The sequence below is a fragment of the Acidobacteriota bacterium genome (assembly GCA_038040445.1).
GTDB classification, from domain to species: Bacteria; Acidobacteriota; Blastocatellia; order UBA7656; family UBA7656; genus Onstottus_A; species Onstottus_A frigus.
The window spans coordinates 73,959-88,865 of the sequence record JBBPIG010000016.1 but is presented as its reverse complement, the minus strand read 5'-3'; the positions used below and the strand labels follow the sequence as shown (position 1 = coordinate 88,865).

Annotated in this window: 15 protein-coding genes and 1 other RNA gene; 2 read left to right on the top strand and 14 right to left on the bottom strand. The window is 56.6% G+C overall.

The genetic code is table 11. The features are described from left to right. Positions 1 to 68: 68 nt before the first annotated feature. The 5 genes from AABO57_17575 to AABO57_17555 all read right to left on the bottom strand — a co-directional run bounded on the left by AABO57_17575 (position 69) and on the right by AABO57_17555 (position 4,637). Positions 69 to 1,268, bottom strand: coding sequence for a class I SAM-dependent RNA methyltransferase (locus tag AABO57_17575; GenBank protein MEK6287556.1), 1,200 nt, complete (start codon positions 1,266 to 1,268; stop codon positions 69 to 71). 59 nt (positions 1,269 to 1,327) lie between these two features. Then, positions 1,328 to 2,113: a hypothetical protein gene (locus AABO57_17570; protein MEK6287555.1), complete on the bottom strand. Its 786-nt coding sequence runs from the start codon at positions 2,111 to 2,113 to the stop codon at positions 1,328 to 1,330. A 26-nt stretch (positions 2,114 to 2,139) separates the two neighbouring features. Continuing rightward, positions 2,140 to 2,289, bottom strand: a complete 150-nt coding sequence (locus AABO57_17565) for a hypothetical protein (GenBank protein MEK6287554.1) — start codon at positions 2,287 to 2,289, stop codon at positions 2,140 to 2,142. A gap of 35 nt (positions 2,290 to 2,324) precedes the next feature. Further along, positions 2,325 to 2,873: a hypothetical protein gene (locus AABO57_17560; protein MEK6287553.1), complete on the bottom strand. Its 549-nt coding sequence runs from the start codon at positions 2,871 to 2,873 to the stop codon at positions 2,325 to 2,327. 603 nt (positions 2,874 to 3,476) lie between these two features. Then, positions 3,477 to 4,637 (bottom strand): pyridoxal phosphate-dependent aminotransferase, encoded by a 1,161-nt coding sequence (locus tag AABO57_17555; protein ID MEK6287552.1) that lies wholly within the window; start codon positions 4,635 to 4,637, stop codon positions 3,477 to 3,479. A gap of 328 nt (positions 4,638 to 4,965) precedes the next feature. Here AABO57_17555 and AABO57_17550 point away from each other — a divergent pair, with 328 nt between their 5' ends. Next, complete coding sequence (locus AABO57_17550) at positions 4,966 to 6,915, top strand: glycosyltransferase family 39 protein (GenBank protein MEK6287551.1); 1,950 nt, start codon at positions 4,966 to 4,968, stop codon at positions 6,913 to 6,915. Between the two features lie 92 nt (positions 6,916 to 7,007). Next, complete coding sequence (locus tag AABO57_17545) at positions 7,008 to 7,928, top strand: metallophosphoesterase (GenBank protein ID MEK6287550.1); 921 nt, start codon at positions 7,008 to 7,010, stop codon at positions 7,926 to 7,928. Here AABO57_17545 and pncA read toward each other — a convergent pair. From pncA to ssrA, 9 genes are all read right to left on the bottom strand, one after another. Next, positions 7,925 to 8,536: a bifunctional nicotinamidase/pyrazinamidase gene (gene pncA, locus AABO57_17540; protein ID MEK6287549.1), complete on the bottom strand. Its 612-nt coding sequence runs from the start codon at positions 8,534 to 8,536 to the stop codon at positions 7,925 to 7,927. The genes AABO57_17545 and pncA overlap by 4 nt on opposite strands. A gap of 217 nt (positions 8,537 to 8,753) precedes the next feature. After that, positions 8,754 to 9,170, bottom strand: a complete 417-nt coding sequence (locus AABO57_17535) for a DUF1761 domain-containing protein (protein MEK6287548.1) — start codon at positions 9,168 to 9,170, stop codon at positions 8,754 to 8,756. Between the two features lie 258 nt (positions 9,171 to 9,428). Further along, the gene (locus AABO57_17530) at positions 9,429 to 9,782 is read right to left on the bottom strand and encodes a hypothetical protein (protein MEK6287547.1); all 354 of its coding nucleotides are present in this window, start codon (positions 9,780 to 9,782) and stop codon (positions 9,429 to 9,431) included. Positions 9,783 to 9,945: 163 nt separating this feature from the next. Beyond that, positions 9,946 to 11,376, bottom strand: coding sequence for a nicotinate phosphoribosyltransferase (locus AABO57_17525; GenBank protein ID MEK6287546.1), 1,431 nt, complete (start codon positions 11,374 to 11,376; stop codon positions 9,946 to 9,948). Between the two features lie 211 nt (positions 11,377 to 11,587). Further along, complete coding sequence (locus AABO57_17520) at positions 11,588 to 12,097, bottom strand: hypothetical protein (protein ID MEK6287545.1); 510 nt, start codon at positions 12,095 to 12,097, stop codon at positions 11,588 to 11,590. A 214-nt stretch (positions 12,098 to 12,311) separates the two neighbouring features. Next, a complete protein-coding gene (rph, locus tag AABO57_17515; protein ID MEK6287544.1) occupies positions 12,312 to 13,046 on the bottom strand; it encodes a ribonuclease PH in 735 nt (244 codons plus the stop codon). Further along, positions 13,046 to 13,924 (bottom strand): glutamate racemase, encoded by an 879-nt coding sequence (gene murI / locus AABO57_17510; GenBank protein ID MEK6287543.1) that lies wholly within the window; start codon positions 13,922 to 13,924, stop codon positions 13,046 to 13,048. Before murI ends, rph begins: the two co-directional genes overlap by 1 nt. Positions 13,925 to 14,050: 126 nt before the next feature. Then, entirely contained in the window at positions 14,051 to 14,443 is a 393-nt protein-coding gene (locus AABO57_17505) for a hypothetical protein (GenBank protein MEK6287542.1), read from the bottom strand. Between the two features lie 97 nt (positions 14,444 to 14,540). Further along, positions 14,541 to 14,898: a transfer-messenger RNA gene (ssrA, locus tag AABO57_17500) on the bottom strand. Positions 14,899 to 14,907 lie beyond the last annotated feature (9 nt).

The window sequence follows — 14,907 nt, the reverse complement described above, 5'->3', positions numbered from 1 at the left end:
GGATTCTAGTTGTTGAGAGTCGGCTTTGCAACGCGCGGGTCGTGAACAAGGCTTTAGTGAAAGATTAATCAGCGACGCACCAGCACGGCTACAGTCTCGACGTGATAGGTCTGAGGGAAGAGATCAATCGCTGTGATTCGTTTCAGCTCATAGCCGGAATCCACCAACGTCCGGAGGTCGCGAGCAAGCGTCGAAGGGTCGCAAGAAACATAGGTGATTCGCGCGGGTTTCAACCCGGCCGCGTAGCTGACTGCCTCTGGTGCGCCGGTTCTCGGAGGGTCGAGTACTATGAGATCGGGCGGTGGAGCTTTCGCTTCGACGAAGTTCTTCAGCCACGGCTCGGCGGCGCTGTTGTGGAACTCGACATTCGTCAGGCCGTTAGCGGTGATGTTCTCGAAGGCGAATTTCGCTGCATCGCGATCTGCCTCGATCCCAATCACTCGATTGAAGCGCCGCGCCAGTTGAATCGTGAACAATCCTACGCCTGCGTACAGATCGATCGCGACGTCGCCGGACTCTGTACCCACAGCTTCGTCGACCAGTACATCGAGCAGTCCTGGGTTCGCTTGAAAGAATGTCGAAGGACTGAAATTGTAGACGGCTCCACGCATGGTTCGCTGGAGCGCGCCTCCCGGCAAGCCCTCGAGTGCCGGCTCGAAAGAGATGCCCGATTCACCGGAGGCTAAATCTATCTGCAACCTGTTGGGTAGGGCGCGATCTTTGTCGGTCGCCTTGCCCAGCGCTTCCCAAAGGGAACGGAGCGCTTCATCGAGTTCCGGGACGAGTATCGTACAACTCGTGATGTCGCAGACTGCATTTGAGGCCGCGCGATTGAACCCAACACGGCCAGCCCTCCGGTCGACCTTTACCTGAGCCCGCCCGCGATAGCCGAACTCCGCGGCGTGGCGGATGTTTATCTCGTGAGGCCAGTCGATGCGGCCTATTCTTTCCAGCGCATCGCGCACAAAGCCTATCTTAGATTCAAGCTGCGTTTCATAGCTGATGTGTTGAAGCTGGCAGCCTCCGCAATCGCCGAAGTACTGGCAGGGCGCCTCGCGTCTTGAGGGCGATGGCTCCAGTATTTGGTCGATCACCGCTCGAGCGAAGTTTTTTTTTCGCTCGGTGATTCGAACCCGGAGCCGCTCATGGGCCGCGGCGAGCGGAATGAAGATGGCGAGTCCGCCGTGTCGAGCTATGGCGTCGCCGCCGTAAGCCAGCCGTTCAGTCGTCACCTCGAGGACGTCGCCAATGTTGAGTGTCTCTGTCACAGCGTCACGATAGCAGGCGAGCCGGTCCGAAGGAAGTACCGCAGACATCAGGCTGTAGGTTACAGGTAGAACAGGCTCATTCGAGGAATGTTGTTAATCTCGCGCAGACGCCGCGCGATGAAGTTCAGAACAGTCTGCTCGTAGATCGACTTGTCCATCTTCTTACGATAAGAGCGGAGATTCGATTCGGCTTCGGTTCGAAGCTTTTTCAACTCTTCTTCCCCGAAGCTTTCGCGCGCAGCCTCCAGAATCATTCGGTCAATGCCGTCGAGGTCGCGCTCGAGTGCTTCGGCGTCCACCCGCGCCGACCCTTCGATCTCGGCGATGATTTCCTTCATTCGCGCGCGTGACCTGACGATCGCGGATTCAAGCGCGGTCCGGCCTGAGGTCGACGCGCGCGAAGCGGCTGCGCGAAGCTCCTCGTCGCATCGGGTCAGGAATCCGAAAAGAACGTCTTTAGGAAACGCGGCTTGCGCTGACGCTGGTTCATCGCCGGTTGATTTTTCGCTGTCAGTCGTTTGCGAAGCGGAGTCCCCGCCCACTTGCGCAAGGCGATACTCAGCAAAGGTGGCGTCGACTTGCTGCTGGCAGTAAAAGATGGAGTTAATCTTGCGATACTTTTGGGCGCGCGCATCGTAGGCGTCGAACGCCTCATTGATAGCGCGGAGAACGATGTGAAGCGGGATGCCGGCGGCCTTCCAGCTCTCGACCAGCGCCCAGTCCAGAGTGGAGATCAGCATGTGCTTCCCGCGGCGGCGCACAAACTCCTCCTCGACCTCGGTGAAATAATTAAAGTAGTTCAATCGTTCGGCAGGAGCAGCGCTGCTGTCGTTGATGCTTTCCAATGGTAGGTAAAGAGGCTTCGACTTGATTACAGGATACGGTTAGCAATCTCGCCGAGTACGTAAAGCAAGACAGCCGTTGCTATCATAGCCATTACAAACGATCCGATGAGTGGCCATCCTTCTTTCGAAGCCTGTGCGTCAAGCTTTTCGATGTACTGCTTCGGATACTGTGCCATTCGGTTGCCCTCCCTAAGAGTCTTCTGTCCCGAGTTCAAACCAGCGGTGTGAACTCGCTTATGATGGCGCCTTCAACGTCCTCGAGCCGCTCGCGAACCACGTCTGCTTTTGTGCCGGTCAATCCCAATCTGGAGGCTATTTCAGCCGCGGCTTCCTTCAATCCCCTGTGCAGCAGGTTGGCCATTCTTTCACGATCGGCGGCAGGCACGGCGTCCGGATTTGCGAATGGCGCTGCCGGGTCAAGACTCGTCAAACCGGGGCCTTTCTTTGCGACATTGACCAATGATGCGAAGCTTGGAATCGGATGGACCCGCGAGCGCCGGAACGCTTCGCGCATCATGCGCTTAGTCTGTTCCTCGGTCGAGTCAGTCAGCCCGCCCAGGGCTCGTTCATCCGCGGGCGTCCAATCGTTGTCTGTCAAATCCTGGTAGAAACTGCGAACCCCATCTAAAGAATCGTCCTTGCTCGCAACGGGTCGACGCTCGAGTTCGGAGAGCCGCTCGCTTATCCGGCGGTTAGCCTCTTCAAGCTCATCACGGAGAATTTCCGCAATGCGCTGGTGCTCTCGTTGCGTGATTCTCATGTAGATTCCTCCACGAACGGCGATTCTCGGCGCGGCCTCACGTAATACAATAGACGAACCCGCCGGTGCGAACAAGTCCAGGCCCTTAGATTTGCGGCCTCTCCCCGCTCGCCCCGCAGGCGAACAGAAATTGTTGAATATCCGCGGAACATAGTTGACATCACAACGGCCTCGCCTTAGTATATCGAAGAATATATTGTGGGGCGGGCCTGAAAATATTGATAGCGCTGAACGAGCTGGCTCGAACAAAACAAATGGTAGCCGCGGAAAAAATCCTGGGAACCTTTGAGGAAGAAGCCGCAGTCTGCTGTGAGTGCGGCGGTACTGGAACGGTTTCCCGTTGGAGCGAGGTCGCCTACTTCGAAGATCGGCGGGCGTGCACGCGATGTGAAGCCGGCCGAAAGGTGGATTCGAAAATAGCCGATATCATAAAACGGGCACAGCTTGAGGAGCGGCTTTCAAGAAGGTGACCTACGCCCGGGAGGGATGGCCAGCGGTTCGAAGTCGTCTCAAGTCTCAGTCAATCCAGCGAGAACCAGATCGGCGCTAAGGGCCGAATCAATCGCCTCTCAACCAAGTCCCAGCACACCTGATGCATTTGAATCAAGCGAGTGCTTGCACGATTCGCTCGGCAGCAAGATCTAGCATCGCATCCTCGCGTGCGAAGCAGAAGCGCATGTAGACGTCACGCTCTGGTTCATCCATGAACGCGCTGCCAGGGACTCCGGCAACTCCCGCCTCACGGATCAGGAACTCGTTCAAAGCAGTCGCGTCTTCAAAACGATCGGGTATGCGAACCCACGCATAGAAGCTCGATCGCGACGGGTAGACGTGAAAGCCCGCGGCTTCGAGGGCAACCGTTATGATCTGTCGCTTGTGAGCGAAATCGGTTCGCAGCCGTTCGTAGTAGCCGGGGTCCGCAAGTAGCACGCGCGCGAGTGCATGCTGAAGCGGAGTCGGCGTGCATACGTAGTATATGTTTCCCAGTTGGGTCAGCTTGCCGACCAGCTCACCCGGCCCGCATGCGTAGCCGAGCCTCCAACCCGACACCGCCCACGACTTCGAAAATGAGCTGACGGTGATCGTGCGCTCGAACGCACCTGGCAACGATGCGGTTGAAACGTGGTCCGCAGCCTCGAGGGTGAAATGTTCGTAAACCTCGTCCGAGATCAGCAGCAGATCGAACTCCTCCGCGCACGCGACGATCGACGTCAACTCGTCGCGGGTGAACACCCGGCCGGTTGGATTCGCCGGCGAAGATACGATAATTGCTTTAAGAGGACAGGCGGATCGTGATTTGCCGGCGCGGCATACGCGGCGCAATTCGTCGACATCGAGCTCGAGGGTTTCCCCACGCAGCGTCACCACGTCCGTGCGAGCACCCCCGGTTTCCAACGTTCGCTTGTGATAAGGGTAATAAGGCTCGAAAACAACTGCGGAGGCGTCTCGAAGGTATGTGTGCGCGATGGTAATCAACCCACCCGTCGCGCCCGGGGTAATGATCAGTTCGAGCGGACGGCGGTCGGGGTCTATTGAGAGGCCGTTGAAGATGCGCAGTTTCTCGGCGACCGCGCGGCGCAACTCATCGACGCCTTCGAAGAAGCTGTAGTGATTGAGTCCTGCGGCTACGACGTCGTTCAGCGCCCGAGCGAGTTCGGGATGCAGCGGCAGCTCGCACTGGCCCTGTACCAGATTGCCGCTCTGCGGAATGAGGCGCGCGATGGCGCGTATGTCGGGCTGAGTCCGTCTGATCGTAGTCTGCAACGGGATCCTCCAACTCTAAGGGCCTCGGCGTCCGCGGAACTGCTCAATGACGCAAAATGGTAAAGGCCGCTAGATTGAGCTGTCAAGAAGAACGAATCGTCACTCGCAAGGCTGCGTTGTTTGAGGTGAGACAATGTAGCTTCCCCAGGACCACGATGCCGGCGTTTGAATTCCCAAGCGCGTTTCGAATTTCCTTCGATCTGCCGGAGATTGAAAAAGGGAAGTCTTGGTATTAGAGTGACGGAGCTTTTGCGAGATATGTACAAAAGCGATCCCGCAGGTTTTTGCGACAGCGGCTGTCTCATCGAGCGCCCCGGGGTTGGATTGTATGGTTAAGGGGATAAAGAATGCTAAGCCGGCGACTCTAGTTGTGTGCGCCATATTGGGCGCGGCGTTGCTGCTTCGCGTGATCAACCTGGATGCCGATCCTTCGGCTTTGATCAGCCGCGATTTCATCACCGACGAGGGCTGGTGGGCTCATAATGCGCGCAACGCTTTGTTCTACGGTGAATGGCGAATAGACGAGTACAATCTAGGACTGTACTCAGCGTACCTGTACAACCTTCTTCTCTATTTCACATTCAAGCTGTTCGGCATCAGCTTTACGACGCTGAGAATGCTGTCGGCGCTTTGCGGGTGGCTGACCGTGCTTCTGCTTTTCCTTCTGGTTCGCCGCGAGATAAGTACAAGAGCGGCCCTTTTTGCGAGCGCGTTGCTTGGCTTCTCCAATCTTCATATCGTGTATAGCCGGACAGGATTCACCGAAAGCGTGATGGTGTTCTTCCTGGCTCTTACGCTTTGGTCATGGTCCCTCAGGCGCACACATCAACTCTTTGCTTTGATCGCCGGCGTCTCACTAGGCCTAATGGTCGTGACCAAGATAACCGCCATTTATTTCATACCCGGATTTGTCCTCGCTGTCGCAGCAGCGGCGATCAGACAGTCCTTAAGGCGGCGAGAGGCCCTGTTGTTTCTGTCCGGCGCAGGCCTGGCAGGAGCAGCTTACGGGATTCTCTTCATCGTGCCCAACTTTGGCGACTGGTTACGATTCAATTTGCAAAACGGCTCGGGGTCCGAGTGGTCGACAAGGCCTTCCAGTCTGATCGACTCGATACCGAGATTACTCGCCTCGCCGTTCTACGCAGAGGCGCCTCTGATTACGGCGCTTACCGTATTGTCGCTGTGTCTATTGGTCGTTGGCGCATCGAGGAACGGGCTGATGAAAACAATCCGAGGCGCCGGCGAGCTGGAGATGACTAGCGCGATGCTTTTGATCGGATACTTGTTCATTCTTTCTATTACGCGCTATCAGCCGGAGAGAAGATTCATCCCGGCCTTGCTTTTGATGGTTGTGCTATCAGCCGGCGTTTTGGAGAAAGGCTGGGCCTCGCTCGAGGGATTTGCGAACGCGGACTATCAGATGGGCCTGATTGGATGGTTCACGGTGTTGTTCTTGCTGCCGACGATTGGGATTCTGGAAGTAAAGTGGCGTGTGCTTGGGCCGCCTCTGTCGGTCGGGTCCTGGGTGTCCAAGCTCCTCATCATCGCTGGGCTGATCGTGATCGCAGTAGCTTTGAGCCGCGGCCTGTGGCCCTACCGGTTCAAGAGAAGTCTGCTGTTTGCATCCAGGTTGATCTTCATTGTGCTGTTTTCGTTTCTGTCGCTGGCCATAATCTATAAGGCCCTTTTGCTCTGGGGACTAAACGCGGAAGCCTGGAGATCAGTGGTGCCGGGAGATCGCAAGGGTTTGTTAATAAGCTTGGCGGTAGTCCTGGCTTGCGCAGGCTTCGTCAACAGAAGTCTCCAATCCGGGCGGCGCGCAACACCCTGGCTGATAAGCGTCTTTCTTCTGCTCGAGGCCATCCAGATTTCGACTTGGCTGTTTCAACCAACCTATACCTTGAAGGAAGCAAACACATTCCTCGCCACAACTCTGACACGCGAGGATACGGTTGTAACCTATTACGAGACCCTCTTACTGTCATCCCCCGCGAGAGCAATCTGTAGATCAGTGCGAAGGGGATTTAATGTCGACGTGTTCGAGAAGTCCAATCCTAATTACATACTTGTCCTTCGGCGGGACAACTGGATCGACTACACGTTGGAAAATATGCCGCCCGAAGAGTGGCCGCCTCCGGCAAGGTTCACTCCAACGAAGATCGCGGGGTTCGACTTATGCCCAACGCGATTGCGTGGGCCTCGCTTCATCGTGGAGCTCTACAGCCTGAGCCCGCGAGTGAAGCGGCACAAGCGCACTTCTGTTGGAGATGCCCAATAGAGACTTTGCGAGCTTGCTTGAGGCCCGCGCGAAAGGATAATCTAACCACCAATCGAGGAGTTGAATCTGCGCGAGCGATCCATCTGGGGGATATGGCGACAAAGACATCTGCATTGACAACGCGACGAGAGGCGATTGCTTCACTGGCAACGCTGGCAACCGGAATATTGTTCAAGCCGGCGACAGTCCTCGGCCTTGGCTCGGGAGACAGTAAGACGAGGTTCGCAGTGGTCGGAGACTTCGGCACCGGAGAAAGCGACGAGTACGCGATTGCCGCGCAGATGCTGGATTTTCACCGCCGGGCGCCGTTCGATCTGGTGCTCGCCGTCGGCGACAACATCTACCCCAACGGGAGCGCGCGCTATTTCGTCAAACATTTCGAGCTGCCCTTCGCGGGGTTGTTGAAAGAGCGCGTAAAGTTCTATGCGGTGCTTGGCAACCACGACGTGGAAGAGGGGCGTATGGACCAGTTGAACTACCCGTTGTTCAATATGGAAGGCTCGAACTATTACATGATAAGCAGGGGCAACGGGCTTGTGGATTTCTTCATGCTCGACTCGACGGCTTGTGATGCTACACAGGTCACCTGGCTCGAGAACTCATTGCGGTCATCGCGGGCGATGTGGAAGGTAGCCGCCATGCATCATCCGCTTTATTCGTCTGGTAAGAAACACGGCTCGGACCCGAGTCTGCGCGGTACGCTCGAACCGTTGTTTACTCGCTACCACGTACAAGTGGTCTTCGCGGGTCACGACCACGTCTACGAACGCACCAAGCTTCAGAATGGCATTGAGTACTTCATCACCGGCGCGGGTGGCAAGATGCGGCGGGGCGACATTGATATGAAGAGCCCGTTGCGTGCGGCCAGCTACGATCAGGACAACTCGTTCATGATCATCGAACTAGATGAGAACGAAATGGGCTTTAAAGCAATCAGCGAAAAAGGTAACGTGGTCGATAGCGGCACTATTAGGCAGTCCTCGGCTCTGGGAATGACCGTGACATCCCGTTAGCTTGCTTTGGCTGCGTTGCCGGCGAGACTGAGCACCTCGTCGCTGGTGACCAGATGCGCTCCATGTTCCACCATTTTCTGGAGGGCTTTCTCTCCATCATCGGGATTCACATTCACAGCTCTCATCGCGTCGGTCACGGCGTGAACTTCATAGCCGTACTTGATTCCATCCAACACCGTCTCCAGCACGCAGTAATCTGTCGCAAGCCCCACGACGTACAGCGTATTTACCCCTTGGCTTTTCAGCAGTTCGTCAAGCGAGCGGCCTTGAGCGTCCTTGCCCTCGAACTCTGAGTAGTCGTCCTTCTCGGGCGATGAAGCCTTTCGAAAATGGTGCGCGATTGTATCGGTCCTAAGACCGGGATGAAGCTCGGCTCCGCTCGTACCCTGGACGCAGTGCGGAGGCCACGGCCCTCCTTGCTGCTTGAAAGAGGTGTGGTTTGGCGGGTGCCAGTCCTGAGTCGATATCACTAAGGGGAACTCGGGGATCAACCGATTGACGGTGGGCACGATCTGGTCTCCCTCGTTTACGCCCAGCGCGCCTCCGGGACAGAAGTCGTTCTGAATATCGACAAGTATTAGCGCACTCTCCTGAAATTGCGACTTCATTCTCGCGTACCCCCTTAGCGTTTATTCTAGTCAGGGCATTAGCTTCAGTACAGGACAAAGCGAAAACCGCCGCTTCAGCTAGGCGAGTCGTCAAAACGGCGGAGAACGACCTTGGACAGTTCTTGCGCGCGACTTTGAATTGCGGCGCCTTCGCCGCTTTAGGCGCTGCCGGCAACAAACCAAAGCGGCGGCAAGTCGCCGCACTCCAAGGAAGGCTTCAACGCCAGACCACGATGATCGAGCCCATCAGCAGCAGGTAGACCAACTGATAGCCAGTGTCGATCATGAAGACGGTCTTTCGTTTCTCAGAGAACATGGTTGCCATAAGCCCGAGAGGGAAAGCGAAGCCGGCCCATATCAGCGCGGCCAACTTAAGTCCCTGTACGCAGCGTTCCATGTGCAGGTAGCCGATCAACACTGCAACAGCAAGCGCGATCAGCAACTGGCATAGAAACGAGACTGCGTAGGCCTTACCGGCGCTTTTTTGCATTTCTTTGACTTGTTCTTCGGTGTAGCCGTGAGCTTTAACCCACTTGTTAGCGAACAGCAGCGGCGAATACCACAGCCCGCCGACCGCAAAGGCAGCAACCGCGGCTACGAGAACTGCGAGGTAGTTGATGTGAACTTGGGGCATACGGGCTCCTTTTCTATCGTTTCGGTTTGAGGACCAATCATTACAGAGACTGATAACGATTCGTCCTTCACAACTTCCGGTAGCGGGTGGCCGCGAACCAGCATTTGCAATCAACCACGGCCGGTTCTTTTACTTGCGCACTTCGAGGTGCTCACACATCCAGCGTCCACCGCGGTGTCCCGCGATTGTAAGTGTAATTCGTGAATGAAGCAAACTATTACGGTAGGGCGATGTGCGCCGATCAGTGGAGCACAAGCTTTATCGGATACTCAGCTTCACCGTCGCCTGACCCGCGCTCAATTTGACGTTTACGATCACCTGGGCCAGATAGTCGCCTGCTACCCACTTGCACCCTTTGGGCTTCACCTGTATCTGGTACGCGCCGGTCAATACGTTGTTGAACGACGTAAAGTTGTTAGTGAAGCCGCAAACCTGCGCAGGTATCGAGAAGTGATTGACGATCTGGAAGTTCTTTTTGGTGAGGGTTGTGATCGGTTTTCCGGTGATCGGGTCTGTTACCACGATGAGGAAGTTCGCCTGTTCGGCGTTGCCCGGAGCCGCAAATCCCTGCGCCGCATGAGATTGAACAAACAGAGCACTCGATGTTGCCATAGGTCCTCCATTGGATTCTTAGTTTGTACTCCCGTCGAAGCGACTGTGGGTGATTATACATAATTCGTAAATGCGGTAAAGGGGACGAAGGAACTATACCCGTTCTGCATCATATGGGGTGTCTGAGCGGACGATACATGGTTATTCGCCCTCTGCTTGGGTATCACCTATGCTGGCTCTTGATCTGCTGATCTAGTCGGGCTCTTGCCGTCTCAAGCTGCTCGCTGATACCTACTGAATACTTCGCTTCGGAATCGAGCGTGAGCAGGTCGTCGGGAAGACGTTTCCTCTCCTCTGTTGCGCCCTCCCGCACGCGGTTCAAGCGCACTAAACGGGCATCTGAGCCGCCAACCGTCACATCCGGACTTGCGCCCGCGAGGCGCTCGACTATGCGACCCTGTTTCATCACTGGCTCAAGAAGAGGCCGCGCACTCTGGATCAAGCCCTCTGAAGTCGCTTGTGGCGGTTCTTCGTCGGCCAGCGCGATCAGGTCTCTGGAGTAGTTGCCCGAATTGTCTGTGAATCTCCAGACCTGCTTGGCTCCGGGATAAGTCGCCTTGTCGTGACTCAACTTGATTCGCATGCTGATGCGGCCGTTCTCTTCCAGTGCCGCGAGCTTGTAGACCCCCGACAGCGCAGGGGCGTCATACGAAGTCGCTAGCTCGGTCCCCACTCCAAACGAATCGATCTCGGCGCCGCGCGAAATCAGGTCTGCAATCTTGTACTCGTTCAAGTCGCCGCTGGCGAAGATCCTGGTGCCGGTCATACCGGCTTCATCGAGTATTTGGCGGACCTGTTTGCTCAGCTCACACAGGTCGCCGCTGTCGAGCCGAACCGAAGGAATACCCGGTCCGAAGTCGCGAGCTAACCGCCTGACCGCGGCGATGGTGTCGTACGTGTCGACAAGCACAGTCGCTGTCTCCGGAAAAACTCTCAAGAATGCGCGAAAGGCATCATCCTCATCCTCGAAGGTCATCACGAAAGAGTGAGCTAATGTGCCGAAGGTTGGAATGCCGAACAGGTGACCGGCTTCCACATTCGACGTGCCAATGCAACCGCCGATATATGCGGCCCGCGCCGCTAACAAGCCGGCTTCGGTGCCGTGCGCGCGGCGAGTGCCGAACTCGATCACGCTGCGGCCCCTGGCAGCAGTTACGATGCGCGCGGCTTTGCTCGCGATCATAGTTTGAAAATTGATTGTCGAGAGCAGAGAGGTCTCGACTACTTGAGCCTCGATGATCGGCGCCGCGACTCGAAGCAACGGTTCCATACCGAACGCCGCCGTGCCTTCCGGCATCGCCCATACATCCCCACGGAATCTGAACTCGGCCAGGTAATCAAAGAACTCCCGAGACACCCTCTTGAACGAGGGATGCTCGCTCAGGTAATTGATTTGATCGCTGGTGAAGCGCAGCGTCGAGAGATAATCCAACGCCTGTTCCAGACCAGCCGCTATGAGATAGGAGCGATGGCAGGGAAGCCTGCGCACGAAAAGTTCGAAGACGGCCCGGTCGCGCACGCCGTTCTCAAAATAGGCGGCCGCCATCGTCAGTTCGTAAAGGTCTGTTGTGAGCCCAAAAGCGCGTTCGATCATAGGCCGTGATTCAAGCGAGCTTGAGATGTCTGGCGCGCGTTCACGTGTCCCAGAGTAACTAAGGAGTCCCTTTTTTTGCCGCCTCGACTCAGCGGCTCCAGCAGTCTTAAGACCACGAAGCGGCGAAAGACAATAGCACCCAACGTCGCGGCGAAAGGTATGAGCATGAAGTAAGGGAATAAGCCGGGCGTCGTCTTATGAAGAATCATTACTACAGTGGGCGAAAGCTCCGAGCGATCTGATCGGTGACGTTTCGTATAGCGTCCAACGAGCCTCGCTTCCCGGTGAAACGCAGCACCCACACGGCACTCTTGTCCTGAAGGTAGTAAAACGTGTTTGCCATCTTGCGATTGCCCTCGGTGCTGAAGAATGACAATCGAATCCCATTCAGCGGGCCTCCGCCAAACGGCTCGCTGGACGAGCCCTCGAACCCGGACCGGTAAATCTTGAGATTCTCTTCTTCTCGACGGACCATTTCCGCCAGCGATCCGGTGAGCGGCTCCCTGACTACCTTCAGCAAGCCCTCGCTGCGATCCCGATAGACGAATTCCGTCTTTTGACGCCCGACCGCGTCGTTGTATGAGACGGCCCGCCAATCGCCCATCAGTGTGAGTTTGTACTGTCCTGCGGGATCGGCGAACTCTTGCGCGTTTTGCGCCATGGCTGCGGGCGCAATCGCCAAGAGTACCAGGGCTATAAACAACAGACCCGTGTGCTTCATAATGCCTCCAACTGCTTGTTGATCACGCTGGCTTGCAACTAAGTCTACCACAACCTTGCAGGGTTCAGAGTTCGGGGTTCAGGGTTAGGATTCAGGGTTCAGAGTTCAACCTTCAGGTTGCAGGTGTAACTCAGCAAAGCTGCTTGCAAGCTAAGGCTTGAACTCTGAACCCGGAACTCTGAACCCGGAACCCCGAACCCTGAACCCTAAAGCCTCACCGCAAATCGCCTAGCACTTTGCGTTGCTCCTCCAGAAGCCGCTCGATCCCACGGCTCGCCATCTCGGTCATTTGATTCATCTGGTCGTGGGTGAACGGCTTGGATTCTGCGGTGCCCTGAATCTCGATGTAGTGTCCGGAGCCTGTGCGGACAATGTTCATGTCGACCTCGGCGCGCGAATCCTCGCCGTAGTCCAGATCAAGCAGAGTCTCTCCCCCGATGACTCCAACCGACACCGCTGCCACGTAGTCTGTCACCGGGAGCGGCGCGGCAAGCTTGCCGTCGTTGTAAAGCTTGCGTAGCGCCAGAACCAGCGCAACGAAAGCGCCGGTGATCGAAGCCGTCCGGGTTCCCCCGTCAGCCTGGATTACGTCACAGTCGAGATAGATCGTGCGTTCACCCAATCGATTGGTTTGCACTACGGCCCGCAGCGAGCGTCCGATCAGCCGCTGAATTTCCTGCGTGCGGCCCGATAGCTGGGTGCGGCCGGCTTCGCGTTGAGTACGGGTCTCGGTCGCGCGCGGTAACATCGAGTACTCCGCGGTCACCCAGCCTTCGCCCCTTCCGCGTTTGAACAAAGGGACGCGATCGTCGATCGACGCCGTGCAGATGACCCGCGTGGCGCCCATCTCGATCAAAACCGAGCCTTCCGCATACCGGGTAAACCCGGGCGTGATTCTCACGTCCCTCATCTCATCGTAGGCGCGTCCGCCGGATCTCTTATATGCCATCAAACAGTACCCAACTCGACGGTTTCGACCGACTCCAGGGGCCGGCCCAGAAATAACTCGGCAACGCGGCGAAACCGCGCAGCGGAATCGGTGACATAAAACTCTTCAGTTCGGTCTTGCCGGCTTTCGCAAACAAGACCCTCTTCTTCGAGCATCTCTGCAAGCCTATCCGCCACGGCGTCGCCAGAGTCTACATACTTGATCTGATTGCCCATCGTTTGCTCGATCACCGGGCGGAGTATCGGGTAATGGGTGCAGCCTAGAACGAGAGTGTCAACGCGGCTGGATCGCAGCTCAGCGAGATACTCTTCGGCAACCTGCAGGGTTACCGGGTGATTCAACCAGCCTTCTTCGGCGAGCGGCACGAACAGCGGGCACGCTCGCGAAGTTATTTCCAGACCGCCTCGCATTGTCAGCATCGCTCGCTCATAAGCTCCGCTGGCGACGGTCGCTTCGGTGGCGATCACGCCGATGCGGCCATTGCGGGTTTGTTCAACCGCGCGGCGAGATCCCGGACGAATCACGCCGATCACTGGAACCGAGCACTTGCTCCGCAGATAATTGGCGGCCAGCGCCGACGCGGTGTTGCACGCGATCACGATGGCCTTGACGCCTTTGGACTGAATGAAAGCAGCGCACTCGAATGCGTAACGCTCGATGGTTGCGGCCGAGCGAACTCCGTATGGAATTCTCGCCGTATCCCCGAGGTAGATCAGGCTCTCGTTTGGAAGCCGCCGCTGAATCGCCCGAAACACGGTGAGCCCCCCGACACCCGAATCGAATATCCCGATGGGAGCCTCTGATTGCCGATTTCCGATGTCAGAGCTCTGTGAATTGCCGATTGCCGATTGCCGATTGCCGATTTCAGAGCTCTCCATTTTGGTCTTTCTTAAAAGAGAAACAAAACCGCCTTAGAACGAGAAACAAAAACCTCGAGTGACACGGTCAAACCGACCTTCAAATCGGCAATCGGCAATCTTCTAGCAATCGACAATCGGAAATCCTCAATGTCCCTTCGAGTGCTTTCCCCTCCGCTCCACCAATATCGACGAGAGGCGCTCGAGTTCTTCATCGGCTTCATCGAGCGTCTCCTGCAAGCTATCCGACTCGAACGCAAGTCCCGAGGACTCGCTGCCGGCCTCTCGGACGATTTGTTCAACTTCGTGCATCTCGCTATCAAGAAGAGAGAGTTCCGCGGTGGTGGTGGCGACTTCGGTGAGGTGGTCGCACAACAAATCGACGGAAGCGCGTATTGCGGTTGTACGATTGCCGGCTGCGAGCAAATTGGCTCGCGCGCTTTCGACCCGGTTCAGCAGAGCCGTTCGAGTCTTTTCCAGTTCCTCTATCTCGCGCAACAGGTGGGCGAGCCTTGACGCTTCATCCAGGCGGTCGGTCATCGGTTACTCCGACATAAAACGACGAGCGGACGCCTCGCCCTTCAACTCAGGGGAGCGTCCGCCCGATAGGTGTCTAAACCGTTTCGCGCACGATCTTCAATGGAGGTGGAGAGAATCGAACTCTCGTCCGGAAGCCCTCAGCGAAAGAACCTACATACTTAGTTGCTTCCTCTTGATTCGCCAGCCGTGACCGCGGAAGCAACGAAGCATCACGGCAAGCTAGCCCAGATTGATCTTACCCTCCGGCCCCCTGAGCACGGGTCCTTCGGGGCAGCCTGCTAAAGTTACGCTTCTTCCCGGCACACAGGCGATGCCGGGGGAAACGTGGCTGAGATTAGGCAGCCAATGCTAGTTCGCTATTCGCGATTGTGTTTTTCCAAGCTTGATAACGCGGTGCATGGGCCGCGGTATGCATCTTTCACCTCGGAGTACCCCCGTCGAAACCTGGCACCCCCAAACGCAAG

Coding starts and splice junctions, on each gene's coding strand:
- AABO57_17550 (MEK6287551.1), top strand. CDS start 4,966: ATGGTTAAGGGGATAAAGAATGCTAAGCCGGCGACTCTAGTTGTGTGC.
- AABO57_17560 (MEK6287553.1), bottom strand. CDS start 2,873: ATGAGAATCACGCAACGAGAGCACCAGCGCATTGCGGAAATTCTCCGT.
- AABO57_17535 (MEK6287548.1), bottom strand. CDS start 9,170: ATGCCCCAAGTTCACATCAACTACCTCGCAGTTCTCGTAGCCGCGGTT.
- AABO57_17505 (MEK6287542.1), bottom strand. CDS start 14,443: ATGACCGACCGCCTGGATGAAGCGTCAAGGCTCGCCCACCTGTTGCGC.
- AABO57_17545 (MEK6287550.1), top strand. CDS start 7,008: ATGGCGACAAAGACATCTGCATTGACAACGCGACGAGAGGCGATTGCT.
- rph (MEK6287544.1), bottom strand. CDS start 13,046: ATGGCATATAAGAGATCCGGCGGACGCGCCTACGATGAGATGAGGGAC.
- AABO57_17565 (MEK6287554.1), bottom strand. CDS start 2,289: ATGGCACAGTATCCGAAGCAGTACATCGAAAAGCTTGACGCACAGGCT.
- pncA (MEK6287549.1), bottom strand. CDS start 8,536: ATGAAGTCGCAATTTCAGGAGAGTGCGCTAATACTTGTCGATATTCAG.
- AABO57_17530 (MEK6287547.1), bottom strand. CDS start 9,782: ATGGCAACATCGAGTGCTCTGTTTGTTCAATCTCATGCGGCGCAGGGA.
- murI (MEK6287543.1), bottom strand. CDS start 13,924: ATGGAGAGCTCTGAAATCGGCAATCGGCAATCGGCAATCGGCAATTCA.
- AABO57_17525 (MEK6287546.1), bottom strand. CDS start 11,376: ATGATCGAACGCGCTTTTGGGCTCACAACAGACCTTTACGAACTGACG.
- AABO57_17520 (MEK6287545.1), bottom strand. CDS start 12,097: ATGAAGCACACGGGTCTGTTGTTTATAGCCCTGGTACTCTTGGCGATT.